Genomic DNA, 26,008 nt, shown 5'->3' on the forward strand with positions numbered 1-26,008 from the left:
CGCCTCCTTAGGCCGTGCCGCCGATGGCGCGTCCATCAGGCCCGAAGGCCATGAGGTGGCGGGTGTCGACGAAGACCTCGAGGGTCGCGTCCGGTTCGATGTCGTGGATGCCCGGCGCCAGCATGACCCAGCGCGCATTGGCAAAGCCGACGTGAATGAAGCTCTCCGAGCCGGCGATCTCCGAGATCGCGGTCTTGACGGTCAGCGCGTCGCCGCCGCCCTGCGGGCGATCGAACGAAATGTGATGCGGCTGGAAGGCGACGGTGCAGGGACCGTCGGCAATCGATGCCAGGTGCGCGGGAACCGAGAGCACGTGCTTGCCGTCGAGGGTGAGCACCGAGCCGGTCTTGACGAGCTCGATGCAGTTCAGCGGCGGGTCGGCGAAGGTGCGGGCGGTTATGAGGTCAACCGGGCGGCGGTAGACGTCGATCGTCTTGCCGAACTGGGTGATGCGGCCCTGGCTAAGCGAAGCCGTGTTGCCGCCGAGCAGCAGCGCTTCCGAAGGCTCCGTCGTCGCGTAGACGAAGATGGCGCCGGAGGCCGCAAAGATCTTCGGCAGTTCCTCGCGCAGTTCCTCGCGCAGCTTGTAGTCGAGATTGGCGAGCGGTTCATCGAGCAGCACGAGATCGGCGTTCTTGACGATGGCGCGCGCAAGTGCTGTGCGCTGCTGCTGGCCGCCCGAGAGGTTGAGCGGCGTGCGGTCGAGGTAGGGCGTCAGCTTCAATAGATCGGCGGCCTTGCGCACTTCGCGATCGATCGTCGCGGCGTCGGCACCGCTGATGCGCATCGGCGAGGCGATGTTTTCATAGACGGTCAGCGCCGGATAATTGATGAACTGCTGGTAGACCATGGCGACGGAACGCTTCTGCACCGGCAGGCCGGTGACGTCGGTGCCGTCGAAGATCAGCGAGCCGGAGGCCGGCTTGTCGAGACCGGCCATCAGCCGCATCAGCGACGTCTTGCCGGACAGGGTCGGGCCGAGCAGTACGTTCAGCGACCCCCTCTCCAGCACCAGGTCGGTCGGGTAGATATGCGTCTCCCCGCCCACGACCTTGGATATCTTCTTCATTTCAAGCATTGAATTCTCCACCCAGCCGGTCGGCAGTCCCGAGCATTTCCACGCTGCCGTGAAACCGCTCTACTTCATCGTTGTTCGCATTTCCGGACGCAAAAACTGCTGCGCCCTCGCTGGAAATGCTCATGAATGCGAGGGTCCTCAGGCGGCTGCGTTGGCCGCGCCTCGCATGTATTCCTCCAGTGCCGCCGCCTCGCCGGGCGTCAGCTTCAATCCCAGTTTCGTCCGGCGCCACAGCACGTCCTCGGAGTGCCGAGCCCATTCCTGCGCAATCAGCCACTTGACCTCGGCCTCAAAGAGGTCTGCGCCGAAGTGGCGGCCAAGAGCCGCCTCGTTCGTGGCCGAGCCGAGCAGGGTTGCGGCCCGTGTTCCATAAAGACGCACGAGGCGCCGGGCATGGGCGGGCGTAAGGAAAGGGTATTGCTTCTGCAGCTTGGCAACCTGGTCGGCATAGCCTTCGGTCGGAAAGTCGCCGCCCGGCAGCTTCGAACCGGCCGTCCATTTCGAGCCCTTCACGCCGATGGCCTCGCCGATCTTCTCGAGCGCGGATTCGCCGAGGCGGCGGTAGGTCGTCAGCTTGCCACCAAAGACATTGAGCAGCGGTGCCGAACCCTTGTCGCCCTCGACGCGCAGCACGTAGTCGCGGGTTGCTTCCTGCGCCTTGCTGGCGCCATCGTCGTAGAGCGGGCGCACGGCCGAGTAGGTCCAGACGATGTCGTCCTTCGTCACCGGCTCGAGGAAGTATTCGCTTGCGGCCTGGCAGAGATAGTCGACCTCGGCGTCGCTGATGCGCACGTCCGCCGGATTGCCGGTGTAATCGCGATCGGTGGTGCCGATCAGCGTGAAGTCTTCTTCGTAAGGGATGGCGAACATGATGCGGCCATCCGGGTTCTGGAAGAAATAGGCGCGCGGATCGTCGAATTTCTTCTTCACCACGATGTGGCTGCCCTGAACGAGGCGGACATTGTGCACGTCGTTCTTGCCGAGTGCGCCCGACAGCACCGCATCGACCCAGGGGCCGGCGGCATTGATCAGCATGCGCGCCCGCAGCGTCTTGCGTTCGCCGCTTGCCTGGTTCTCGGTCTCGACGGTCCAGAGCGCGCCGTCGCGCCGCGCGGAGACGACGCGGGTGCGGGCCATGATGACGGCGCCGCGATCGGCAGCGTCGCGGGCGTTGAGTACGACCAGGCGGGCGTCGTTGACCCAGCCGTCGGAATATTCGAACGCCTTGTTGAACAGGCGCTTCAGCGGCTTGCCGGCCGGATCGCGGTTCATGTCCAGGGTCGCCGTTGCCGGCAACAACTTGCGGCCGCCGATATGGTCGTAAAGGAACAGGCCGAGGCGGATGAGCCAGGCCGGGCGCAGGCCGCCCTTGTGATAGGGCAGCACGAAGCGCATCGGCCAGATGACGTGTGGCGCCATCGCCCACAGTACTTCGCGCTCCATCAGCGCTTCGCGCACCAGGCGGAATTCATAATGCTCGAGATAGCGCAGGCCACCATGAATGAGCTTGGTGGAGCCGGAAGAGGTGCCGGAGGCGAAATCGTTCATTTCGGCCAAGGCGACCGAGTACCCACGGCCGACCGCGTCGCGCGCGATACCGCATCCGTTGATGCCGCCGCCGATGACGAAGACGTCGTAGATTGCCTGCTCTGACACTGCTGTTTCCCCTCCACTTTTCGCGATGCACAATTTGATGCATCAGCGAAAGTGAAATCAGTTAAAACGAAAACATATCGAATGTCAAACGAATGCTCCCCGAATCTTTAGGGGTGCCTTATTCTCCTGCCTCAGGCGTCGGTTTCGATCAGCCGAACGTCCTGTTCGGCACAGATTTTCCTGACATTTTCGAGCGTACAGCGGTCAGTGATAAAGGTCTGAACCTGGGAGATATGACCGATGCGCACCGGCGCGGTTCTTTCGAACTTGGTCGAGTCGGAAACGAGGATGACGTGGCGGGCATTGGCGATGATCGCCTGGGCCACTTTCACCTCGCGAAAATCGAAATCAAGAAGAGCACCGTCATGGTCGATCGCAGATGCGCCGATGACGGCAAAATCGACCTTGAACTGCTTGATGAAGTCGACCGCAGCCTCGCCGACGATGCCACCATCAGAGCCCCGCACGACGCCGCCTGTTATCACCACCTCGATCGACGGGAAGACGCGCAAGCGGTTGGCGACGTTGATGTTGTTGGTGATGACCATCAATTCCTTGTGGTCGAGCAGGGCTTCGCCCACGGCCTCGGTGGTGGTGCCGATGTTGATGAACAGCGAGGCGTTGTCGGGGATGAGTTCGGCGGCAGCTCTGCCGATCGCCTGTTTCTCCGGGGCGGCGATCTGCCGGCGGGCGTCGTATTTGACGTTTTCCTTGCCGCTCGGGAAGATCGCCCCGCCGTGAATGCGGTTCAAAACCTTGGCGTCGCAGAGGTCGTTCAGGTCTTTTCGGATGGTTTGCGGTGTGACGGAAAAGCGCTGCGCCAGCTCCTCGACAAGCACGCGGCCCTCGCTCTTTGCCAGCTCCAGGATCTCCGCCTGCCGACCTGTCAGGTACATTTCATCCTCCCCATTTTCGTTTTGGTTCATAATATGCAAAAACGAAAGCTGCGCAATTTCAGAATCGGCGTTTGCGATGAAATCACTTTCGCTGGCGGTCAAGGTTGCGGTGCGCGTTGCATTCGTTTCGCCAATGGGCGACGCTACCTGAGGTATGAAAAGGGGAGAGAGATGTTCCATCCGGCCTTGTTCAAGGGCATGACTGTCGTGGTGACCGGCGCGGGGCGCGGCATCGGGCTTGAGGTCGCCCGCCAGTTCCTGGACTGCGGTGCGCACGTCCTCGTCCATGCCGGTCGATCGATCGGCGACTTGCCCGATTTTCTCGAAACGGCGGCAACCGAAGGCCGGGCTCATGTCGCAACGGCGGACTTTCTGGCGCCTGGTGGCGTCGAGGGGCTGGCCGACGTGGTCCGAAGCCGGTTCGACAGCATCGATATCCTCATCAACAATGCCGGCACGATGGTTGGTCGTTTCCCGGCGGCAGAGCTGACCGACGAGCAGTACCAGACCGTTGTGCAGCTCAACCAGACTGCGGTCGTCGAGATGACGCGGGCGATGCTGCCGCTTCTTCGCAAGGGTACGCATCCGGCTATCGTCAACACCGTCTCGATTTCGGCCGTCACCGGCGGCAGCGCCGGTTCATCGATATATTCGGCGACCAAGGCTTTCGTCGCCACCTATTCCAAGGCTCTGGCGCGCGAGCTCGCGCCCGATGGCATCCGCGTCAATTGCGTTTCGCCGGGCACGATCACCACCGAATTCCACGAGCGCTATTCATCGCCGGAGAAACTGGAAGCGACGCGCAAGACCATTCCGCTCGGTCGTCTCGGCACGGCGGAGGATTGTGCGCCCGCCTATCTGTTTCTCGCCTCGCATGCGCTGTCCGGCTACATCACCGGCCAGGTGCTGGAGGTGAATGGTGGGCAACTGATCGCTTGAGTGGGGCGCTACAACATGCGCTTGTTTCGGCGCTTGCCCCTCATCCGCCTGCCGGTACCTTCTCCCCGCAGGCGGGGAGAAGGTACGATGCCGCGCCCGCCAAGGTCTGATGCGAGACCAGAGCAGGTTCGCCTTTCCATGTGCGAGAGGGATGTTGCTTCGCCAATTGAGTTTTTGTCGTTGGGATCGAGGCCCGTCCCATCTCCCCGCATGCGGGGAGAGGGCTAGGGTGAGGGGCAAGCCCGGCTAGTATAGTGAGAGACAGGTTCGAAAACGCCAAAGGTTCAGCATGATCGACAAGCTCGAAATGTTCCTCGTCCTTGCACGCGAAAGGCATTTTGGCCGCGCGGCGGAAGAGTGCGGGGTGACGCAGCCGACGCTGTCGGCGGCCATCCGTCAGCTTGAGGACCAGCTTGGCGTGATCCTCGTCAGCCGCGGCTCGCGCTTTCAGGGGCTGACGCCGGAGGGCCAGCGGGTACTCGAATGGGCGCGCCGGATCGTCGGCGATACCCGCACCATGCGCGAGGAAATGCGGGCGGCGCGCAAGGGGCTTTCGGGTCATATCCGTCTCGCCGCGGTGCCGACGACGCTCGCCATGGTGCCGATGCTGACGGCACCGTTCCAGGAAAAACACCCTGATGTGACCTTCTCGGTGCTCTCGACGACATCGCTGCAGATCCTGGCGCTGCTCGAAAATCTCGAGATCGACGCGGGCCTCACCTATCTGGAGAACGAGCCGCTCGGCCGGGTGACCAGCGTGCCGCTTCAGGTCGAGCGCTATCACCTCGTCACCGCCGCCGGAACGCCGCTCGCAGAGCGGGAAAGCGTGACGTGGAAAGAGGTTAGTGACGTTCGGCTTTGTCTATTGACGGCCGATATGCAGAACCGCCGCATCGTCAACCAGCATTTTGCCGAGGCTGGCGTCGTCGCCAAGCCGACGCTCGAATCGAACTCGATGATCGTGCTTTTCTCGCATGTGCGCACCGGCCGCTGGGCCAGCATCATGCCGTTCAACGTCGCGAAATCATTCGGTTTTCACGAAGACATTCGGATGATCCCGATCGTCGATCCGGACGCCCGCCACACGGTCGGCCTGGTTGCGACACACCGTGAGCCGTTTACGCCACTTGTCTCGGCCCTGCTGCACGAGGCGCGTACTCTTGGCGAGCGAAATCAGGTTCAATAGATTTCTTCTATCGACCGACGGAACAGCCTTATTGACCCTTCGGGCCATAAGCGCGAAGCTTTTTTGATTATGGCTGGAGACCGCTGAGGAACGGCTTCCGTCAGGCACTGAAATGTCGGCTGGGACGCTCGCCCGTTTCGGGGATCGCCTTCCAGCCCATGAGCCGGGAGGGCTCCTGTTGAACATCCATCAGCCGCGCACCGACATCGCGGAAACCACGCTCGCCATCGTCGAGGAGCTCAAGGGGCTCGAAGGGCCATTGCTGCCGATCCTGCACGGGCTTCAGGAAGAATTCGGCTACGTGCCGCAGGACTGTCTTCCCGTGATTGCACGCGAGCTCAACCTGTCGCGCGCCGAAGTCTATGGCGTCATGAGCTTCTACCATGACTTCCGCGAGCATCCGGCCGGGCGCCATGTGCTGAAACTCTGTCGCGCCGAGGCCTGCCAGTCGATGGGCGGCGATCAGCTTGCCGAACGCGCCAAGCGGCTGCTCGGCATCGACTTCCATGAGACGACGCCGGATGGCGCCGTGACGCTCGAACCCGTCTACTGTCTCGGGCTCTGTTCCTGCGCACCCTCCGCGATGCTCGACGGAGAGGTGCATGCTAGGCTCGATGCCGCCGATCTCGAAGCGCTCGTTCAGGAGGCGCGTCGATGACAACGAAGGTCTTCATTCCGCGTGATGCTGCCGCCGTCGCGCTCGGTGCCGAAAAGGTCGTGAACGCTATGGCCGAGGCGATCGCCGCCCGCGGTCTCGACGCGGTGATTGTACGCAACGGCTCGCGTGGCATGCACTGGCTGGAGCCGCTGGTTGAGGTGGAAACAGCCGAGGGGCGTATCGCTTACGGTCCGGTCAAGGCGCGCGACGTCGCCTCTCTCCTTGATTCTGACCTGCTTGACGGTGGCGACCATGCGCTCTGTCTCGGGAAGACCGAGGAGATCCCCTTCCTCAAGCAGCAGACGCGGCTGACCTTTGCCCGCTGCGGCGTCATCGATCCCCTGTCGCTCGACGATTACCAGGCGCATGGCGGGCTCGCGGGTTTGCGCAACGCCATCGCCATGGCACCGCAAGACATCGTCGTCCAGGTGACCGAGAGCGGCCTTCGCGGCCGCGGCGGCGCGGGCTTTCCGACCGGCATCAAGTGGAAGACGGTTCTCGAGGCGGCGGGCGCGCGCAAATACATCGTCTGCAATGCCGACGAGGGTGACAGCGGTACCTTCGCCGACCGGATGATCATGGAGGGTGACCCCTTCGTGCTGATCGAAGGCATGGCGATTGCCGGCCTCGCGACGGGCGCCACCAAGGGCTTCATCTATACCCGGTCCGAATATCCGCATGCGATCGCCGCGATGGCCGAGGCGATCGAGATTGCACGCAAGGCCGGCGTGCTCGGCGCCTCGGTGCTCGGCTCTGGCCACGCCTTCGACATGGAAGTGCGCGAGGGTGCCGGCGCCTATGTCTGCGGCGAGGAAACGGCGCTTCTGAACAGCCTTGAAGGCAAGCGCGGCATCGTGCGCGCCAAGCCGCCGCTGCCGGCCCACAAGGGTCTGTTCGACTGTCCGACTGTTATCAACAATGTGATCTCGCTCGCTTCCGTTCCCATCATCATGGACAAGGGCGCCGCCTTCTACCGTGACTTCGGCATGGGTCGGTCGCGCGGCACCATCCCGATCCAGATCGCTGGCAACGTCAAATATGCCGGTCTGTTCGAGACCGCCTTCGGTCTGTCGCTCGGCGAAATCATCGATCATATCGGCGGCGGCACGGCGAGCGGCCGGCCGGTCAAGGCCGTGCAGGTGGGCGGCCCGCTCGGCGCCTACTTCCCTCGCGCCCTCTTCGACACGCCGTTCGACTACGAAGCCTTTGCGGCCCGCGATGGTCTCATCGGCCATGCCGGCATCGTCGTCTTCGACGACACGGCAGATATGCTGCACCAGGCCCGTTTCGCCATGGAATTCTGCGCCGTCGAAAGCTGCGGCAAATGCACCCCCTGCCGCATCGGCTCGACCCGCGGCGTCGAGGTGGCCGACAGGATCGCCGCCGGCATCGAGCCGGAGAAGAACCGCGAGCTGCTCGCCGATCTCTGCAATACGATGAAGTTCGGTTCGCTCTGCGCCCTTGGCGGCTTCACGCCCTATCCGGTGCTGAGCGCCATGACCCATTTCCCGGATGATTTTCAGCCGGCACCGCGCGTTGAAGCGGCGGAGTGAGGAGGAAGACCATGTCTCTCATTCATGAAATCGACTACGGCACTCCTGCTTCGAAGTCCGAAAAGCTGGTGACGCTGACGATCGACGGGCGCGAGGTCACCGTGCCCGAGGGTACCTCGATCATGCGCGCGGCGATGGACGCGGGCATCGAGGTGCCGAAGCTCTGCGCGTCGGACATGATGGATGCCTTCGGCTCCTGCCGGCTCTGTCTGGTCGAGATCAAGGGCCGCGCCGGGATGCCGGCTTCCTGCACGACGCCGGTTGCGGCCGGCCTCGAGGTCTCCACCCAGACGTCGCGGCTGAAGGATGTGCGCCGCGGGGTGATGGAGCTCTACATCTCCGACCACCCGCTCGACTGTCTGACCTGTGCCGCCAATGGCGACTGCGAGCTGCAGGACATGGCGGGTGCCGTCGGCCTGCGCGACGTGCGCTACGGCTACGAGGGCGAGAACCACGTCACCGCGCGCAACAATGGCGAGATCAACGCCAAATGGATGCCGAAGGACGAGTCCAACCCGTACTTCACCTATGATCCGGCAAAGTGCATCGTCTGTTCGCGCTGCGTGCGCGCCTGCGAGGAAGTGCAGGGCACCTTCGCGCTGACGATCGGCGGCCGCGGTTTCGACAGCCGCGTTGCGGCCGGCATGGCGGAAGACTTCATGTCGTCGGAATGCGTCTCCTGCGGCGCCTGCGTCCAGGCCTGCCCGACGGCGACGCTCATCGAAAAATCGGTCATCGAGATCGGCCAGCCGGAACATTCCGAAGTGACGACCTGCGCCTATTGCGGCGTCGGCTGTTCGTTCAAGGCGGAGATGCGCGGCGAAGAGCTTGTGCGCATGGTGCCGTGGAAGGACGGCCAGGCGAACCGCGGCCATTCCTGCGTCAAGGGTCGCTTCGCCTATGGCTATTCCAACCACAGGGACCGCATCCTCAACCCGATGATCCGCGAGAAGATCTCCGACCCGTGGCGCGAAGTCACGTGGGAGGAGGCCTATGCCCATGTGGCTTCGGAATTCCGGCGGATCCAGTACCAACATGGCCGCGATTCCGTCGGCGGCATCACCTCGTCGCGTTGCACCAACGAAGAGACCTATCTGGTGCAAAAGCTGGTGCGTGCCGGCTTCGGCAACAACAATGTCGACACTTGCGCCCGTGTCTGCCACTCGCCGACCGGCTATGGCCTCGGCCAGGCCTTCGGCACGTCGGCCGGCACGCAGAACTTCGACAGCGTCGAATATACCGACGTTGCCGTCATTATCGGCGCCAACCCGACCGATGGTCATCCGGTCTTCGCGTCACGGCTGAAGAAGCGACTGCGCGAGGGCGCAAAACTGATCGTCATCGATCCGCGCCGCACCGACATCGTGCGCTCGGCGCATGTGGAAGCTGCCTATCACCTGCCGCTGCAGCCCGGCACCAATGTCGCGATCCTGACCTCGATCGCCCATGTGATCGTGACCGAAGGGCTCGCCAACGAAGCCTTCATCCGCGAGCGCTGCGACTGGTCGGAATACGAGGACTGGGCGGCTTTCGTTGCCGAGCCCTATCACAGCCCGGAGGCGACCGAAGCCTATACCGGCGTGCCCGCCGATCTGGTGCGTGGCGCGGCCCGGCTTTATGCCACCGGCGGCAACGGCGCGATCTACTACGGTCTCGGTGTCACCGAGCACAGCCAGGGCTCGACCACGGTGATGGCGATCGCCAACCTTGCCATGGTCACCGGCAATATCGGCCGACCGGGTGTGGGCGTGAACCCGCTGCGCGGCCAGAACAACGTGCAGGGTTCCTGCGACATGGGTTCGTTCCCGCACGAGCTGCCGGGTTACCGACACATCTCCGACGACGCGACTCGCGAGACCTTCGAGAAGCTCTGGGGCGTCCAGATCTCCAACGAACCGGGCCTGCGCATCCCCAACATGCTCGATGCCGCCGTCGACGGCACCTTCAAGGGCATCTACATCCAGGGCGAAGACATCCTGCAGTCCGACCCGGACACGAAGCACGTGGCCGCCGGCTTGGCCGCGATGGAATGTGTCGTCGTGCACGACCTCTTCCTCAACGAGACGGCCAACTATGCGCATGTCTTCCTGCCGGGCTCGACTTTCCTCGAAAAGGACGGAACCTTCACCAATGCCGAGCGCCGCATCAATCGCGTTCGCAAGGTGATGACGCCGAAGAACGGCTATGCCGACTGGGAGGTCACGCAGAAGCTTGCACAGGCGATGGGCCTCAACTGGAACTATCGCCACCCATCGGAGATCATGGACGAGATCGCCGCAACGACGCCGAGCTTTGCGCTGGTGACCTACGACTATCTCGACAAGATGGGCTCGGTGCAGTGGCCCTGCAACGAGAAGCATCCCGAGGGCTCGCCGATCATGCATGTCGACGGCTTCGTGCGCGGCAAGGGCAAGTTCATCCGCACCGAATATGTCGCGACCGACGAGCGCACCGGTCCGCGCTTCCCGCTGTTGCTCACCACCGGCCGCATCCTCAGCCAGTACAATGTCGGCGCCCAGACGCGGCGCACCGACAACGTCGTCTGGCATGCGGAAGACCGGCTGGAAATCCATCCGCATGACGCCGAGCAGCGTGGCATTCGCGATGGCGACTGGATCCGCCTTGCGAGCCGCGCGGGCGAGACGACGCTGCGCTCGCTGATCACCGATCGCGTGGCACCCGGTGTCGTCTACACCACCTTCCACCATCCGACGACGCAGGCGAACGTCATCACCACGGACTTCTCCGACTGGGCCACCAATTGCCCGGAATACAAGGTGACCGCGGTGCAGGTTATGCCGTCGAACGGTCCATCGGATTGGCAGGTGGACTACGACGAGCAGGCCCGCCAGTCGCGCCGGATTTCCGGCAAGCTGGAGGCGGCGGAGTAATGTTCTTCGGCGCGAGTGGCCATGGCGACGTTTAAGACATCAAAGACCGTTCCCGAGGCCGCCCGCCGCAATGGCGCGCTTCGGGACGGATCGCGTGCCGTGCCAGAGGAAACGCCGGTCGCCTTTACCTATGGCGGCTCGACCCATGCTGTCATGATGGCGACGCCCGGCGATCTCGAGGATTTTGCCGTGGGCTTCAGTCTGACCGAGGGCATCATTACCAATCCCGATCAGATCGAAACGGTCGAGATCGTTTCGGAGACGGTCGCCGGGCATCTCGGCATCGACCTGCAGATTGCGCTTCGGGATGAAGAGAATGACATGCTCCGCCAGCGCCGCCGGCATATGGCGGGTCCGGTCGGCTGCGGACTTTGCGGTATCGAATCGATCGAACAGGCGGTGCGGCCGACGCCGGATGTTTCCGGTTCGATGCTGCGGCTCTCCGAGGAGGACGTGGTTTCGGCCGTCGCCCTGCTCAACGGCCAGCAGCCGCTGCACTTCGAGACGCGCGCCGTGCACGGTGCCGCCTTCTTCGTCCCGGGTCGCGGCCTGATTGCCGTGCGCGAGGATGTCGGCCGCCACAACGCGCTCGACAAGCTGGTGGGTGCCGCGGCGCGCGCTGGCTTCAGCGGTAGCGAAGGGGCCGTCGTCGTGACGAGCCGTGTCTCCGTCGAAATGGTGCAGAAGACGGCGGTCGTCGGCAGCCCCGTGATTATCGCCATCTCGGCGCCGACGGCGCTTGCGATCCGCACGGCGGAAGCCGCCGGCATGACGCTGATTGCACTCGTGCGCGGCGACGAATTCGAGATCTTCACCCATGCCGAACGCATCAAGTCCGGAGCCGTCGCCGATGTCGCATGACAATCCCAACGCCAAGCTGATCTACATGGCAAACCAGATCGCCACCTTCTTCAAGAGTCAGCCGCAGGCCGAGGCTGCGCAAGGCGTTGCAACCCACATCAACAAGTACTGGGAGCCGCGCATGCGGCGCAAATTGTTCGAGCACATCGACAAGGGCGGCGAAGGGTTGACGCCGCTGGTGCTGGAGGCGGCGCCCAAGATCAAGCGCCCGGAAGCGGCCTGAGGCGTCAACGCCAACCGCAGCCTTGAGCGCTGGTGCGGCCTACCAACGCGCGATAGTGCACGTGCGATGAACGGTCGTGGTCGCGGCTCTGTCGACACCTGAAAAAGACTAAGGGAAGGCGGCTACCGGTCGCCGCCTTCCCCATTTCCGAGCGCGGGGTGCAGGGATGTGCGCTCAGAAATTCTGCCAGCCGTCTGCGGCGGGTGCCGTGGCGGCCATCGTTCGCCCACCGCCGCGCATGGCGCGGGCGGTTGCCTGCAGCCGGGCGGGCTGCGCACGGTCGTCGAAATGGCGGCTCGCGTCGATCACGTGGGCTTGCTCGCCGTAGCGGAACTGGCTGAGCAATTCGTGCAGTGCTTCGGCCTCGCGGGCCATGGTGTGGCTGGCCGCAGTGCTTTCTTCCACCATCGCAGCATTCTGCTGGGTCGCCTGGTCCATCGAGTTGACCGCCTGGTTGATCTCCTTGAGGCCGGTCGATTGCTCGCGTGCGGCTTCAACGATCGCGGACACGTTCGAGTTGATCTCCTGGACCTGGATCAGGATCTCTTCGAGGGCAGCACCCGTCTGCCCGACCAGAGACACGCCGTTCTTGACATGCTCGGTCGAGGTGCTGATCAGCGCCTTGATATCCTTGGCGGCGCTTGCCGAGCGTTGCGCCAGTTCGCGTACTTCCTGGGCTACGACGGCAAATCCCTTGCCCGCCTCGCCGGCGCGGGCCGCCTCGACGCCGGCGTTGAGCGCCAGGAGGTTCGTCTGGAAGGCGATATCGTCGATGACACCGATGATATTGGAGATTTCCCGCGAGGATTGTTCGATCTGGTCCATGGCGCCAATGGCACTCTTGACGACGTTGCCGGAGCGCTCGGCGCCGGCCTTGGTCTTGGCCACCAGACCGCCAGCCTCCTCGGCCCGCCGACTGGAGTCGGAAACTGTGGCGGTGATCTCGTCGAGCGCGGCTGCGGTTTCCTCGACCGAAGCTGCCTGCTGTTCCGTGCGCTTCGACAGGTCGTCGGCCGCCGAGCGGATCTCGCGAGCACCGGATGCGATGGCGTTGGCATTTTCACCGACGGTTCGCATCGCCTCCCGCAGCTTGGCAGTCGCGCCGTTGAAGTCGGTTCTCACCGTCTCCATGCTCGGCACGAAGGGCGTATCCAGGTTCCGCGTCAAGTCACCTTCAGCAAGGGCTCGCAGGCCCGCCCCGAGGCTGTTGATGGCTCCCATGCGTTCGCTAACGTCGGTGGCGAACTTGACCACCTTGTAGACCTTGCCGCTGAAGTCGCGGATCGGATTGTAGGCGGCCTGGATCCAGATCTCCTTGCCACCCTTGCCGTAGCGCACGAACTCGTTGGAGAAGAACTCGCCGGCGGCAAGGCGCTTCCAGAAATCGGCATATTCGGCGCTTTTGGCATAGGTCGGTTCACAGAACATGCTGTGGTGCTTGCCCTGGATTTCCTGAAGGCTGTAGCCAAGGGCGCCGCAGAAATTCTCGTTCGCCGTCAGGATCTCACCCGTTGGCGTGAACTCGATCACCGCCTGCGAGCGGGAGATGGCGTCCAGTTTGCCGGCGTCCTCTGTCGCCTTGATCTTGGCGGCGGTGATGTCGCTTGCGAATTTCACCACCTTGTAGGGCTTGCCGCCGCGGAACACCGGGTTGTAGCTCGCCTGGATCCAGATTTCGCGCCCGCCCTTGGCGATGCGCTTATAGGCGTTGGCATCGAATTCGCCGCGGCCGAGGCGGGCCCAGAAGTCGCGGTATTCCTGCGTCTGGGCATAGTCGGCGGGACAGAAGATGCGGTGGTGCTGGCCGACGATCTCGGCAAGACTGTAAGCGACAGCCTGGCAGAAATTCTCGTTGGCGGTCAAGATTTTGCCGGTCAGGTCGAACTGGATGATGGCCTGTGATTTCGAAAGCGCGGCGATGATCTGGTTTGCATCCGCGATTTTGCCGAGAGCGAACATGGTAACCCTCTGATCTCGTTGGTTTGGTCCGAACCGGTGTTTGTGCGTGCCGTCGACAGGGCTTGCGGGGCCAAAGCGGCGCAAACTCCCTGGACGAAGACAAATGCCGGTTTGCCGAAAAATGTCTGGTCCGTCCTGCGCCGGCCCTTCCGGGTCAGCGGTTTCTTGCTTCGTGGGGAGTGTTCGAACTACCGGGCTTCATGCCCAAGGCGCCGTGTTTTATGCAATCTAGGTTAGTAACAGGACTATTAAGCGGGTGTTAAAATAGCAACTATCAAATTTCAGTTGTAAAAACTCACAGGCCGTATCTGGGTTGAATTAGGTAATTCTTTATTTCAGGTGGTCGAAAAACGGTGAGTCGAGGGCATCAAAAACGAAGAACCGCCCCGCTGTGTGCAGGACGGTCCATGAAGGTCGTCTGGGATTGTCGGATCGCTTAGGCGGCCAGTTCTTCGACCTCGCGCTCCTTGAACATGCGCGCCAGGTTGAGGAAGCAGATCATGCCGGTTTCGTTGGCGATGATGCCTTCGGCGAAGCTCTTGTCGAAGGAGGCGGTCACTTCCGGTACCGGCTGCACCTGGCTGCCCTGAACCGTGAGGATGTCGGAGACGCGGTCGACGACGAGGCCGATCACCATGTTGTGCACCTCGGCGACAACGATGGCGCTGCGTTCATTGGCCGTGGTCGATTTCATGCCGAGCTTGTGGGCAAGGTCGATGATCGGGATCACCGTGCCGCGCAGGTTCATCACGCCGATCACTTCCGGCGGCGAGTGGGGGATCGGGGTGGAGGGCGCCCAGCCGCGGATTTCGCGGATCGTCGTCGTCTTGACGCAGAATTCCTGGTCGTGGAGACGGAACGCAATGATCTCCAGCGTCTCGCCGTCGAAACCGGCCGTCCTGAGTGTGCTTGTCATCGAAGGTCCTTCCAGCTTTCCGGTCGACGCCTCATGGGCGCGACACCGCCATACTCGAGACATCTCCGTTCGGTTGCCGTCGCATGGGGAGCGCGGTCGAAGATCCGTCGGGAAGAAATCCTTACAGTCCGCCGATCACATCCGGCGGGGCGCAGCTGCATCATGCGCGGAGGAACCGCTTTGCGCTTTGGGAAGGCACTATAGGCTGGGATTCGTTAAGACTTGCTTTTGCAAGCGCTTACGAAAGATCCGCCCCTAACGATGTTCGGGGCGGATCGAAAGTCGGGTCAGGCGGAGGCGAGGACCGCGGCGAACTGCTCGACCGCCCAGTCCACCTGCTCGGCGGTAATGACGAGCGGCGGCGCGATGCGGATCGTGTCGCCATGGGTGTCCTTGGCGAGGATGCCGCGCTCCTTCAGCGCTTCGCAATACTTGCGGGCGCCGCCGGCTTCCGGCACCAGCTCCACCGCCAGCATCAGGCCGCGGCCACGCACGTCCTTGATGATGTTGGAGCGGATGTCGGTGAGGCCCTTCTGGAAGCGCGCACCCATCTGAGCCGAGTTCTCGATCATGCCTTCCTCGGTCAGCGCCTTCAGCGCCGCGCGGGCAATGGCGCAGGCAAGCGGGTTGCCGCCGAAGGTGGAGCCGTGCTGGCCGGGCTTGAGCACGCCGAGAACTTCCGAATTGGAAAGGACGGCAGAGACCGGATAGAAGCCGCCGGACAGCGCCTTGCCGATCAGCGTCACGTCGGCTTCGATCGCCTCGTGCTCTTCGGCGAGCAGCTTGCCGGTGCGGCCAAGGCCGGTCTGGATCTCGTCGAGGATCAGCGTGATGCCGTGCTTGGTGCAGAGCTCGCGAACGGTCGAGAAGTAACCGACCGGAGGAACGATGACGCCGGCTTCACCCTGGATCGGCTCGACCAGGAAGGCGACGGTGTTTTCGTTGATCGCTGCCCGGAAGGCGTCAATGTCGCCGAAGGGCACGACCGTGAAGCCCGGTGCGAAGGGACCGAAGCCGGCGCGGGCGTCCGGGTCAGTCGAGAAACCGACGATGCCCATGGTGCGGCCATGGAAATTGTTGGAGCAGACAATGATCTCGGCCTTGTTCTCGGCCACGCCCTTGACCTCGTAACCCCACTTTCGTACCGCCTTGACGGCCGTTTCGACCGCCTCGGCGCCCGAGTTCATCGGCAGCACCTTGTGCGAGCCGGTGAGCGCCGCGATCTCTTCGTAGAAATGCGCCAGCTGGTCGTTGCGGAAGGCGCGCGAGGTGAGCGTCAGCTTCTGCGCCTGCTCCATCATCGCCTTCAGGATCTTCGGATGACAATGGCCCTGGTTGACGGCCGAGTAGGCCGAGAGGCAATCGAGGTAACGATTGCCTTCCATGTCCCAGACATAGACGCCTTCGCCGCGCGAAAGCACCACGTCGAGCGGCTTGTAGTTGTGGGCGCCGAGCCGGTATTCGGTTTCGATCAGGGCTGCCGTCGTGTTCATAAATCGTCCTCCGTTGTTTCTTCTCAGGCGCTGCGGGTCGGCCGGTCGAGTACGCGACGGCCGAAGAGGCTCGCCGTCAGTTCGACCAGGATACGCGCGCTCTTGCCGCGATCATCGAGGAAAGGGTTGAGCTCGACGACGTCGAGCGAGGAAACGAGCCCGCTTTCCCAGAGCATTTCCATGATCAGGTGCGCTTCGCGGAACGTGGCGCCGCCGGGCACGGTGGTGCCGACGCCGGGTGCCAGTTCCGGGTCCATGAAATCGACGTCAAGGCTGACATGCAGCAGGCCGTTGACGGCGCGGACCTCTTCGAGGATCTGGCGCATGATGTGGGCCATGCCGAGCTCGTCGACGGCGCGCATGTCATAGACGCGCACGCCATGTTCAGAAATCTCTTCGCGCTCGCGATCGTCGACGGAACGGATGCCAACCTGGAAGACCTTCGTCGGATCGACGAGCGGACGGTCGGACGGCAGGATCGGCGCGAATTCGGCCTGGCCGCAGAAATAGGCGACCGGCATGCCGTGCATGTTGCCGGACGGCGAGGTCGACGGCGAGTTGAAATCGGCATGCGCATCGAGCCAGAGCACGAAGAGCGGGCGGCCGACTTCGGCGGCGTAACGGGCCATGCCGGAGACGCTGCCCATGGAGAGCGCGTGGTCGCCGCCGAGGATGATCGGGAAGTGGCCCTTGCGAACCGTGTCGTGCACCGAATCATGCAGCGCGCGGGCGAAGGCGCCCACGATCTGCAGGTTGTTGGCGCCCGGGTGGTTGGCAAGGTCGCGGGCTGGCAGCGGCTTGACGTCGCCGTCGTCGTGAACCGTGTGGCCGAGGTCGCGCAAGACCGTATCGATACCGGCGATGCGCAGCGCCGTCGGCCCCATGGCCGCGCCGCGTCGTCCAGAACCTTCCTCGATGGGTGCGCCGATCAGCGTGATGGTCGTCATGTCCGCCCGATTCCTTCTCAAGATAATTCCGTGTGCTCCCGGTTGGGATCGCGCGGATTATGGCCAAAATGCGTGTCAGCAAAAAGATGGAAAACTGCCGATTAGTGAGATAAAATCGACAGATTGCTAAGTGCGTTATTACAAAGTGACAGCCAATGGACGATCTCGATCAGGCGCTGATCAGCGCCTTGCGCCAGAATGCGCGCATCCCCGTTTCAACGCTATCGGAAATCACAGGCGTGTCGCGCGCGACCGTCGCCGCCCGTATCGACAGGTTGGTGGCCAACGGTACGATCGCCGCCTTCACCATCCGCACTGGCGCGGAGATCCCAGCCTCAGGCGTACGGGCAGTGGTCATGATCGAGGTGCACGGCAAGATGGCTGATCGCGTCGCCGAGCAATTGCGCGGTCTGCCACAGGTGAGAGCGTTGCACAGCACCAACGGCCGCTGGGACTTCATTGCCGAACTCGAGGACCGCGACCTCGTTTCCTTCGACGAGACCTTGCGGCGCATCCGCCTGATCGACGGGATCACCGTCACGGAGACGAACATTCTTCTTAAGACGAGCAAGATGACCGGCGCGTTCTAGGGGGCAGGGACCGTGCCGAAGCGGGGAGGAAATGCCCTTCGAAGCCTAATTGTTCTTGATTTGTTCTCATCATTCGCTATGATGTCGGCCTCACCCAAGATGGAGGATGTCATGGTTGCCAATAGCGGCAGGCTTGCCGATCGGCAGATCTGTGTGAAGCTGTTCGTCAGGCATGGCGACGAGGATCGTGCCATCGCCTTCTACGTCGAAGCGCTCGGCGCTGAGCTCATGCAGCGGCATGAATGGCCGAGCGGCATCCTGACGAGTGCCGACCTCAGGATTGGCGAATCGGTCTTCCGCATTGCCGGGGCCAATCCACGCCGCGACGCCGAGCCCAAGCTCGGTGGACCGCGGTCGCCGCATGCGCTCGGCACGACGGCGGTGATCCTGGAACTGCATGTGCGCGATGTCGATCGGGTCATCGGCCGGGCGCTCGGCGCCGGGGCAAGCCTGCGCAACGCGGCCGAAACGCTATCAACAGGTGATCGCGTCGGCGCCTTCATCGATCCCTTCGGCCATATCTGGGCACTCTTCAACGCCATCGAGGACGCTGACATCGTCGATCTGAGCATCGAGGCCCGCAACGCCGCCTGAGGCGTTGCGGGCCCCTTCAGAAGAATTCATCGAGCAGGCAGTAGAAGTCCCGCCTTTCCCGGTCATCCCAATCGATGCCGTAGAGCTTCAGAAACGGCTGAACCCATTCTTCGCCGAGATTGAAGGCGATGCTCCGGCAGGCAAGGGCGATGTCCTGGTAGGGATCGGCGACGCCCAGCCGGCTGCAATCGATGAAGCCGGCGAAGCGGCCATCCTTCTCGACGATGTTTGGCAGGCATGCGTCCCCATGGGTGACGACAAGCTTATGCCCTCCCGGAACGCGGGCTTGGAGTTCGAGGAAGAGCGCTGCCGCCGATTGGCCCAGCCGGGCGTCGTCGAAGTCGCTCTCGTCGATAATGCCCGCTTGGGTGCGCGCCTCGGCGATCACGATGCGCTTGTCGATGCGGTGGTCGAAGGGGCAGTCGGCGGCATCCAGCGCATGCAGATGTTTCAGGGCTCCGGCCAGAACCGAGATCCGATCGGCGGGCGAGAGCGTGGTGGATACCAGGTCGATCCCATCGACAGCCTGCAGGACCAGCCAGTTGGTTTCCGCCGTGAAGGTGCGGGCGAGGACGCGTGGGCAGGGCACACCTTGCGACCCCAGCCAGTCAAGTCGCGCGGCTTCGTCCGGCAACTCGGCAAACGGATTGGCTGTCTCGATCTTCAGCACCAGCATCGGGCGATCTTTATCCCTCAGCAGATAGATGCTGGAATCCGACTGGCCGAGGCTGTCGTGGCTCCATAGATAGCCGGCAATGAGCGGCTGGATGTTCGCTGGCAATTCGATCTGGGGAATTCGGGAAGGCAAGACAATCACCTGAAGCAAGACTGAAACGGGCGCGAAATGGGCCAGTGCCGATGTAGGTTCGGCCAGTTGGCAATTCCACGGGGCATTCTCTTTCGTCTGCGACATTCCGAGCGCAAGGGCCGATCTCGGCATGTCTTGGCCAGATCTCGATCACGAACTTTCAGGTGTTGCGGGCGCCGAGGGCGATCTGCTGAGGGAAGGTCACGGGCAAAGGGCAGTCCATTGAAAAAAGGCCCGCGGATCGCGATCTGATCGGCGGGCCCTGAATGCTTCAAGCTGCCAGGACGGGCTTTCGCCCCAGGCGGTCAGTATTCCTTTTCGAAGAAGATGCCGCCCGCGGCCGAACCGTCGCCTGCGGCCGAACCCTTGAGCTTCACGCCCTTGCCGACATCGAGATTGATGACCGCTTTGCTCGAAGCGGAATCGGATCCCTGCTGCAGCTCGATATAGGTTCGGTCGTTCAGGTACTTGCCGGCACGCACCGAGGCGCCGCCCTTCTCGTCGGTGGTGACGTCGAGATCGTCGACGCCGAGCTTGTTGCGCAGGCCGTCGAGCAGCGACGTCGAGCCGCCGCCGGCCAGTTGGCTGACGGCAGAGGCGAGCTGGGCGATCTGGAAGGCCGAGAGGTTCGACAGCGACCGGTTGAAGATCAATTGCGCCAGGATTTCGTCCTGCGGCAGCGCCGGTGACGAAGAGAAACCGATCTGCGGATTGTTGGCGAGGCCGGCGACCGAGACGGTGATCGTCGTCGCGCCGACGCTCGACGTCGCCTTGAGATCAACTGTCGGGATCAGGTCGCCGCCGAAGCCGATGTTGCCTTCGGTGAAGGTCAGGCGCTTGCCGAGGATTTCGAGGCGCCCGCGACGCATTTCAAAGCCGCCGGAGATGATCGGCTGCACGGCGGTGCCGCGGATCGTCAGGTCGCCGCCAAGCTCGGCGTCGATGCCGCGGCCGCGCACGAAGATCTGGTGGGCGTTGACTGCGAGGTTAAAGGCGATGACGCCGCTGGCATTGGCGCCGGCTGGCGCCTCGTCCCTGCGCAGGTCCTTGACCATCTGCTGGACTTTGGGCGGCGCATTCTTGTGCTTGATGTCGATCGCCGAAAGCGAAGTCGGCAGCTTCTCGGGAATGGTGATTGATGCCCTGCGGATCGTCACCTTGCCGCCGAGCGTAGGCGTTGCGACCAGGGGACCGGTCAGCGTCATTTCGCCGGCGAGGTTGGCGTTGAACAGTGTGCCGTCGACATAGGTGGCGTTGTTCAGCCGGATCGTCAGGTTGGCCGGGAAACCGGAACCCGGAACGGTGCCGATGGTGCCCGTCGCTTCGACCGAACCGCCGGTCGCAAGATTGGCCGAGAGCCTCGATATCGTCGCTTGCCGGCCGTCGAGCGCGATATTGGCCGTCAGGTTATTGAGCGCCAGGTTCCGGCGCACGTCGACAAGCCGACCGCCGGACGTGGTAATGGTTCCAGCAATCTGAGGCGCCCTGGCCGAACCGGAAATCGTGACGTTGACGTTTGCCTGGCCCGTCAGCGTGAAGCCTCGCTCCGCCATCAGATTGGCGATGAGCGCGAAGGGCACGTTGCCGTTGAACCTCATCGATATCGGCATGTTGCCGCCGATGTCGACAGTGCCACCACCCTTGAAGGAAAGACCGCCGGCGCCCGAAAGGGTCGTGTCGAGCGTTACCCGGTTGTTGGCGAACCTGCCGTTGGCGACGATGTCGAAGGCGGCGACGCCGGCGGTGCGCGCGGCCGCCAGCGAAGCGCCCGACCATCTCAGGTTATAGGCGACGACCGGCGCCGACGCGGAGCCATCGACGTTGACCGTACCGCTGATCGTGCCCTCGGCGCCGAGGTTGGGAGCAAAGGCGTTGACCAATGTCGCCGGCAGCGCATTGAGTCTGGCCGTGATGTTGAGTCTTTCACCGGCGGTACCATCGACCGCGACCGTACCCCTTGATGCCTGGATCGTCAGGGCGTTGAGGCGGACCGTGCCGTTTTCGATGGCGATGACGGTCGGCTGCGCCAGCCTCAGCGCAATGCCCTTGAGTGTGACGCCGAAGGAGGCGAGACGGATTTCCGTGCGCCCCTTCGCACTGGTGAGATCGCCCTTGGCCGTCAGCGGGCCGCCGTCATATCTGCCATCGACGGTAAAGCCGGTCTTTCCGGCCTGCTGCACGAAATCGACGGCGAGACCGGAAACGCGGTTTTGCCCTTGCGCTATGGTTTCTGCACGTACGCTGCCCTTGATCGCCAGGGCGGCGACGTCGGAGATGGTGATGTCCGCCGTCGGCTTGGCAATCGTCAGGGCGTCGCGCTTGATGCCGCTGCCGCCGGCCTTGACGACGACGGAGGTGATGCCGTTCACGGTCTTGACCACGGCCGAACCTGCAAGGTCGCCGGAGGCCTTCTGACCGGCCATGGCGGCAAGAAGGCCGAGGTCGGGCAGGTTGAAATCAACAGTGCCATCCGGCTTGAAGTCAGGCGTGAAATTGATCGCGCCGGTCAGCTTGTTCTCGCCAATCCTCGCTTCGAGCACCGGAACGGACGTGCGGCCCTCCTTCGACACGACGTCGGCCTTGACGTCGATCGCCTGGCCGTCGAGCGCACCGGTCGCGCTCAGGCTTGCCTGCGGGCTCGACGGGTTGGCCTTGGCGTCAGCCTTGACCACGAGGTCGCTCAGCGTGCGGCCAGCGAGCGTCGCACCGCTCGAAGAGAGTTCGGCCTTGATGCCGAGTTCGGCGAGCGGACCGGTCACGGCGGCGGTGAAGTCGGCCTTGCCCTTGGCGTCGGCCAAGAGCTTGCCAAGATCGGGCAGCGCGCCCTTGAGATCGGCCGTCAGATTGCCGTCCGACAGGGCCACAGAGCCTGCGGCCTCGATCGTGCCTGACTTGAGCTCGAGGTTTTCGACGCTGACGCTGCCGCCGCTTGCCGTCTTCAGGTCGCCCGCAAGGGCGATCGTGCCGTCGAATTTTGCCGCGGCGGCCTGCGGCAATGCATCGGGAACTGCAAACAGTTTGAAGGCGGCAGCGACGGTGTTTTCGGCGAGGGAGAAGGTGCCGTTGACAGAGCCACCGACGCTCGGACTTTCGATCGTCACGGGATCAAAGGCGATCGCCTCTTTTGTCACGGCAAGGGTTGCGTCCACCTTTAATGGCGCCTGCACGACACGGGCAAGGTTCTCATCGTTGAAACCGGCTTCGCCGACTTCGATCTTCGCTTTCAGCGGTCCGGACTGTGCCTGGAGATTGAAGCCGTCGCTCTGAGCCGAAAGCCTGACGCCTCCCAGCGTCGCCTCCGGCACCGACACGGATGCGATGTCGGCTGCGAGATCAAGAATGGCCGCTTTGCCATCGCCGACCAGCGACAGGTTGATGGTGTTGATCTTCGCCTGCGCTTCACCCTTTGCCAGCGGCCAGCGGAAGTCGATTGCGCCATTGGTGCCAGCGAGCCTGGCCTGCAGGTTGTTGTCGCCACTGCTGTCGAAGGTGCCGAAGGCGCCAAACGTCAACGCGCCGGTTCTCACCTGTCCCTTGTCGACGCGGACGAGACCCTGACCATTGAACGCTGCGGCGACATCGATGCTGGTCTGTCCCTCGAACATCGGCCGCAGGGCCGGCGGCATCAGCGAACCGAAGCCGCCGCCACCGTTGGCGGTCAGCCGGTGCATGCCGTCGGGTGTCTGCACGTGCCGGCCATCGAGCTTGAGGATCTCGGTGCCATCCAGTGCTGCCGTCGCGGTGCCGGCCCAATCGGAGAGCGGCCCTTCGCCAGTCACCTTGATGTTGACCGCGGGCTCGTTCGGCAGGCGCAGGAGTTTCGCGAGCACGCCATTCGCCGGTTCGTCGACGGTGGCTTCGAGCTTGAGTTCGTTGCCTGCCGGGTTGAAGACGATATCGGCGATGGCGCGCGCTTGCGGCCGGTCGCGCTGGGCGGCCGACAGCGTCAGCGCGATGCTCTCGTTGGTGGCGTTCACCTTGCCGTTCGCCGTCAGGAACTGATCCGCACCTGCGATCGCCTTGCCGATGACGATTTCCTTGAGATCGATCGCGTCGATCTTGACGTCGACGGGCAGCACGAAGGTCGAGCGTACTTCCTTCGTTTCGGTCGAGGGCACCGGCAGGCGCTCTACGCGAACCGACCCTGCGGAAATCGCCGCCGCGTCGAAGCGGAAGGAGAGGAGGGCGGCCGGCGACCAGTTCAGCTTGAGGTCGCGGACCTCCGCATAAATCCCCTCACCATCGAAAAGCGTGATGCTTCCTGCCGTGAATTCACCCGTCAGCAGCGGGCTGGGATCGGAGATGCGGACGATCTGATCAGGCGTTGCCGCATATTTCTCGATCGCCCAGGCGACGAAGCGAGCGCCGGATGTGGTGAAGCCCACGAAGGCGACGAGAAGAAGGGCAGCGACCGCGATCACGCCAAGCACATAGAGGCCATAGCGCAGCGTCGCGCGAAGGAAGCGGACGACCTGATTCATGATCTACCCATAACGCAAGTTGCGCTGCAGCGGAATCGCCGCACAGAGAAACTATCAGCCAAAGACGGCAATTTGCCGGTTCTGGCCGAACAAGTCGCCCCGGTCAGAAGGATTGGCCGATACCGGCATAGATGCCGTATTTGGTGCCGCCAGGGTACTTGTTGAGCGGCACGGCGACATCGAGGCGGATCGGGCCGAAGGGGGTCTGGTAGCGCAGGCCGATACCGGCGCCGGCGCGAATGTCGGAGAAATCGGGCGTGGTCCTCTCGGATACCGTACCCACATCGATGAAGGGCACGACGCCGATCGTGTCGGTCACCGCGATCCGGGCTTCGAGCGAGGCGTTGACATAGGAGCGTCCGCCGGTCTCTTCATTGTCGGCGTTGCGCGGGCCGATCTCCTGGTAGGAATAGCCGCGCACAGAACCGCCACCGCCGAGGTAGAAGCGGCGGTTGGCCGGAATGTCCTCGAGCCCGCTGCCGCCGACGAGAACGCCGGCGCCGATCTTGCCCGCCAGCACGAAGCGCTTCTCCGCGCCCAGAGCCTGGTAGGCCGATGCCGACGCCTCGAAGGACGAGAAGAAGGTTTGCCCCTTGATCTCGTAGCTCGGCTTGGCGTTGATCATCGCCCGGTAGCCGTCCGTTGCGTTCAGCTTGTCGTCGCGAGTATCGCGCACATACTCAAGCGGGATCGCTGCGGTCAGATAGGAGTTCGAGCCGAAGGCGTCGTCGATGTTGGCCCAGCTCAGTTCGCCGCCACCGGAGAAGGTGTCAGTGTCCGAGAGTTCGAATGTGGCGCCGGCCGCGGCCGTCAGGATCTTCGCGCGGTAGGCGTCCGGGTCCTGGATGTTGGCCTTGAGGCTGGCGGTAAAGGTCGAGGTGGGACCGAAAGCGCCAGGTTTTGCAAACAGGATGCCGAGCGAATAGTCCAGCTTGTCGATTTCGTTGGTCTCGCCGATGCGGTCAACCGATCCTTCGATGCGCAGAGATTCCGCTCTCCCGAACAGATTGCGGTGACCCCAATAGCCCGACAGTCCAAGGCCATCGGTGGTCGAAACCTGGGCGCCGAAACCGAAATATTTGTGCTTGCCCTCCGACACCTCGATCTTCATCGGGATCGTTCCGTTGGGTGAAAGCGCGTTTGCTTCCTTGATGGTGACGCTCGAGAAGACGCCAAGCTGGCGCAAGCGTTCGGACGCCCTTCGAATGTCCTGCGGCGAATAGGGCCGGCCCTCGTTGAGGCGGGAATAGTCGCGCACGAACGTCGGATCGACAGTCTTCGTGCCTTCGACGCTGACTTCGCCGACAGGCGCTATGGGGCCGCCGCTGGCACCGATGGTTATGTCGACGGTCGAGGTGGCGTGGTTGGCAACGGCGCTGCGTTCGGTCAGCTTGGCGAGCGGCCGGCCCTGCTCGCGCAGGTCGTCGACGACTTTTTCGCCGGCCTTGATGATCAGCGTCGAATCGGCGCGCGCGCCAGCCGGCAGGTCGTAGTTGGCGGGGTTAAAGCCGGCCGCGTCGCCCTCGAACGTCACCGTGCCGACCTTGAAGACCGGGCCCGGCGTCACGGTGACGGTGACTGGCACAGGCTTTCCGTCGGGGAAGGCGGGATCCGGCGGCAGGCTGTCGATGTCCTGGCCGTTGATGGTGATCGCCACGGTGCCGCCGTAACGGGCCTTCTCATAGAGTGCTGCCAGCAGCCGGTCGCGATCGTCGCGGGCCCGGATTGCCAGGCCAAGGTCACCGGAGACCGGTTTTTCCTGACCCTGGACAAGCTGCGAGCTGTTCTCCAGCGCTTCCTTCAGTTCTTTGTCTTCGGTGCCGGCGTTGAAGGTGAGGGTGTAGTTGACCGGATCGATGACCGGCGCTTCCTCTTCATCGCTTTCGAAGAATTTCATGCCGAAGAGTTTGAAGGCGTAAGCCTTTTCGACGGAAGCCGGGCCGAGCGCGCACGAGACGGCAACTGCGAATGCAGTCGCTGCCTTCCAGTACGCAATACTCGACCGTGGTGGGGACATTCGCTTCCGCATCCCGTCTTCAGGCGACCCAATACAAACTGCCTGCATGTGCGGCTGGGTCACTATCGCATGCCTAAGGTTTTCCATCTGTTAACGATGTCAGGGCGCTGCATCCACCCCCGAAGCCGAATTTCGGGGGCGATTTCGTCGAAAAAGCGCTCAAGATGTTGTCCGAGCAGCACAACAGGCGGTTTCAATGGTCTGCGCCAACGCGCCCGCCCGCGACGTTTCGTGGGCGACCGGCAGGTCGAAAACGCCCTGG

Annotated in this window: 20 protein-coding genes; 9 read left to right on the forward strand and 11 right to left on the reverse strand. The window is 63.3% G+C overall.

Going from position 1 to position 26,008, the window contains the following annotated elements:
* Positions 1-7: 7 nt before the first annotated feature.
* The 4 genes from MKZ91_RS14445 to MKZ91_RS14460 form a co-directional block, all read right to left on the reverse strand.
* Positions 8-1,078: an ABC transporter ATP-binding protein gene (locus MKZ91_RS14445; RefSeq protein WP_336171625.1), complete on the reverse strand. Its 1,071-nt coding sequence runs from the start codon at positions 1,076-1,078 to the stop codon at positions 8-10.
* Positions 1,071-1,202, reverse strand: a complete 132-nt coding sequence (locus tag MKZ91_RS14450; RefSeq protein WP_336171627.1) for a hypothetical protein — start codon at positions 1,200-1,202, stop codon at positions 1,071-1,073. The genes MKZ91_RS14445 and MKZ91_RS14450 overlap by 8 nt, the downstream gene beginning before the upstream one ends.
* Positions 1,203-1,216: 14 nt before the next feature.
* Positions 1,217-2,734 carry a glycerol-3-phosphate dehydrogenase gene (glpD, locus tag MKZ91_RS14455; RefSeq protein WP_336171630.1) on the reverse strand — a complete coding sequence of 506 codons (1,518 nt, stop codon included), beginning with the start codon at positions 2,732-2,734 and terminating at the stop codon, positions 1,217-1,219.
* 131 nt (positions 2,735-2,865) lie between these two features.
* Positions 2,866-3,630 carry a DeoR/GlpR family DNA-binding transcription regulator gene (locus MKZ91_RS14460; RefSeq protein ID WP_065774071.1) on the reverse strand — a complete coding sequence of 255 codons (765 nt, stop codon included), beginning with the start codon at positions 3,628-3,630 and terminating at the stop codon, positions 2,866-2,868.
* A 171-nt stretch (positions 3,631-3,801) separates the two neighbouring features.
* Here MKZ91_RS14460 and MKZ91_RS14465 point away from each other — a divergent pair, with 171 nt between their 5' ends.
* The 7 genes from MKZ91_RS14465 to MKZ91_RS14495 all read left to right on the forward strand — a co-directional run bounded on the left by MKZ91_RS14465 (position 3,802) and on the right by MKZ91_RS14495 (position 11,941).
* On the forward strand, positions 3,802-4,569 hold the full coding sequence (locus tag MKZ91_RS14465; RefSeq protein WP_336171632.1) for an SDR family NAD(P)-dependent oxidoreductase: 768 nt from the start codon (positions 3,802-3,804) through the stop codon (positions 4,567-4,569).
* Positions 4,570-4,858: 289 nt separating this feature from the next.
* Positions 4,859-5,755, forward strand: a complete 897-nt coding sequence (locus MKZ91_RS14470) for a LysR family transcriptional regulator (protein WP_336171634.1) — start codon at positions 4,859-4,861, stop codon at positions 5,753-5,755.
* A 178-nt stretch (positions 5,756-5,933) separates the two neighbouring features.
* Positions 5,934-6,413 (forward strand): formate dehydrogenase subunit gamma, encoded by a 480-nt coding sequence (locus MKZ91_RS14475; protein WP_336171636.1) that lies wholly within the window; start codon positions 5,934-5,936, stop codon positions 6,411-6,413.
* A complete protein-coding gene (locus MKZ91_RS14480) occupies positions 6,410-7,966 on the forward strand; it encodes a formate dehydrogenase beta subunit (protein WP_336171637.1) in 1,557 nt (518 codons plus the stop codon). The genes MKZ91_RS14475 and MKZ91_RS14480 overlap by 4 nt, the downstream gene beginning before the upstream one ends.
* 11 nt (positions 7,967-7,977) lie before the next feature.
* Positions 7,978-10,857 (forward strand): formate dehydrogenase subunit alpha, encoded by a 2,880-nt coding sequence (gene fdhF / locus MKZ91_RS14485; protein WP_336171638.1) that lies wholly within the window; start codon positions 7,978-7,980, stop codon positions 10,855-10,857.
* 21 nt (positions 10,858-10,878) lie between these two features.
* Complete coding sequence (gene fdhD, locus MKZ91_RS14490) at positions 10,879-11,718, forward strand: formate dehydrogenase accessory sulfurtransferase FdhD (RefSeq protein WP_336171639.1); 840 nt, start codon at positions 10,879-10,881, stop codon at positions 11,716-11,718.
* On the forward strand, positions 11,708-11,941 hold the full coding sequence (locus tag MKZ91_RS14495; protein WP_336171640.1) for a formate dehydrogenase subunit delta: 234 nt from the start codon (positions 11,708-11,710) through the stop codon (positions 11,939-11,941). Before fdhD ends, MKZ91_RS14495 begins: the two co-directional genes overlap by 11 nt.
* A 174-nt stretch (positions 11,942-12,115) precedes the next feature.
* On the opposite strand, the gene MKZ91_RS14500 is transcribed toward MKZ91_RS14495, so the two are convergent.
* From MKZ91_RS14500 to rocF, 4 genes are all read right to left on the reverse strand, one after another.
* Complete coding sequence (locus tag MKZ91_RS14500) at positions 12,116-13,900, reverse strand: methyl-accepting chemotaxis protein (protein WP_336171641.1); 1,785 nt, start codon at positions 13,898-13,900, stop codon at positions 12,116-12,118.
* Between the two features lie 436 nt (positions 13,901-14,336).
* Positions 14,337-14,816 carry a chemotaxis protein CheW gene (locus tag MKZ91_RS14505; protein ID WP_034803080.1) on the reverse strand — a complete coding sequence of 160 codons (480 nt, stop codon included), beginning with the start codon at positions 14,814-14,816 and terminating at the stop codon, positions 14,337-14,339.
* A 287-nt stretch (positions 14,817-15,103) separates the two neighbouring features.
* Positions 15,104-16,309, reverse strand: a complete 1,206-nt coding sequence (gene rocD / locus MKZ91_RS14510) for an ornithine--oxo-acid transaminase (protein WP_336171642.1) — start codon at positions 16,307-16,309, stop codon at positions 15,104-15,106.
* A gap of 23 nt (positions 16,310-16,332) precedes the next feature.
* A complete protein-coding gene (gene rocF / locus MKZ91_RS14515; protein ID WP_336171643.1) occupies positions 16,333-17,256 on the reverse strand; it encodes an arginase in 924 nt (307 codons plus the stop codon).
* A gap of 155 nt (positions 17,257-17,411) precedes the next feature.
* Between rocF and MKZ91_RS14520 the strand changes: the two genes are divergently transcribed.
* Together MKZ91_RS14520 and MKZ91_RS14525 are read left to right on the forward strand one after the other, a co-directional pair.
* Positions 17,412-17,846 (forward strand): Lrp/AsnC family transcriptional regulator, encoded by a 435-nt coding sequence (locus tag MKZ91_RS14520; protein ID WP_336171644.1) that lies wholly within the window; start codon positions 17,412-17,414, stop codon positions 17,844-17,846.
* A 111-nt stretch (positions 17,847-17,957) separates the two neighbouring features.
* On the forward strand, positions 17,958-18,440 hold the full coding sequence (locus tag MKZ91_RS14525) for a VOC family protein (RefSeq protein WP_336171647.1): 483 nt from the start codon (positions 17,958-17,960) through the stop codon (positions 18,438-18,440).
* A 16-nt stretch (positions 18,441-18,456) separates the two neighbouring features.
* Here MKZ91_RS14525 and MKZ91_RS14530 read toward each other — a convergent pair whose 3' ends face one another.
* The 3 genes from MKZ91_RS14530 to MKZ91_RS14540 form a co-directional block, all read right to left on the reverse strand.
* Positions 18,457-19,248 carry an APH(3') family aminoglycoside O-phosphotransferase gene (locus tag MKZ91_RS14530; protein WP_442892283.1) on the reverse strand — a complete coding sequence of 264 codons (792 nt, stop codon included), beginning with the start codon at positions 19,246-19,248 and terminating at the stop codon, positions 18,457-18,459.
* 305 nt (positions 19,249-19,553) lie between these two features.
* A complete protein-coding gene (locus MKZ91_RS14535) occupies positions 19,554-23,729 on the reverse strand; it encodes a translocation/assembly module TamB domain-containing protein (RefSeq protein ID WP_336171648.1) in 4,176 nt (1,391 codons plus the stop codon).
* A 103-nt stretch (positions 23,730-23,832) separates the two neighbouring features.
* Positions 23,833-25,746 (reverse strand): autotransporter assembly complex protein TamA, encoded by a 1,914-nt coding sequence (locus MKZ91_RS14540; RefSeq protein ID WP_336171649.1) that lies wholly within the window; start codon positions 25,744-25,746, stop codon positions 23,833-23,835.
* Positions 25,747-26,008 lie beyond the last annotated feature (262 nt).

The organism is Ensifer sp. MJa1 (assembly GCF_037026475.1).
Taxonomy (GTDB): Bacteria; Pseudomonadota; Alphaproteobacteria; order Rhizobiales; family Rhizobiaceae; genus Ensifer.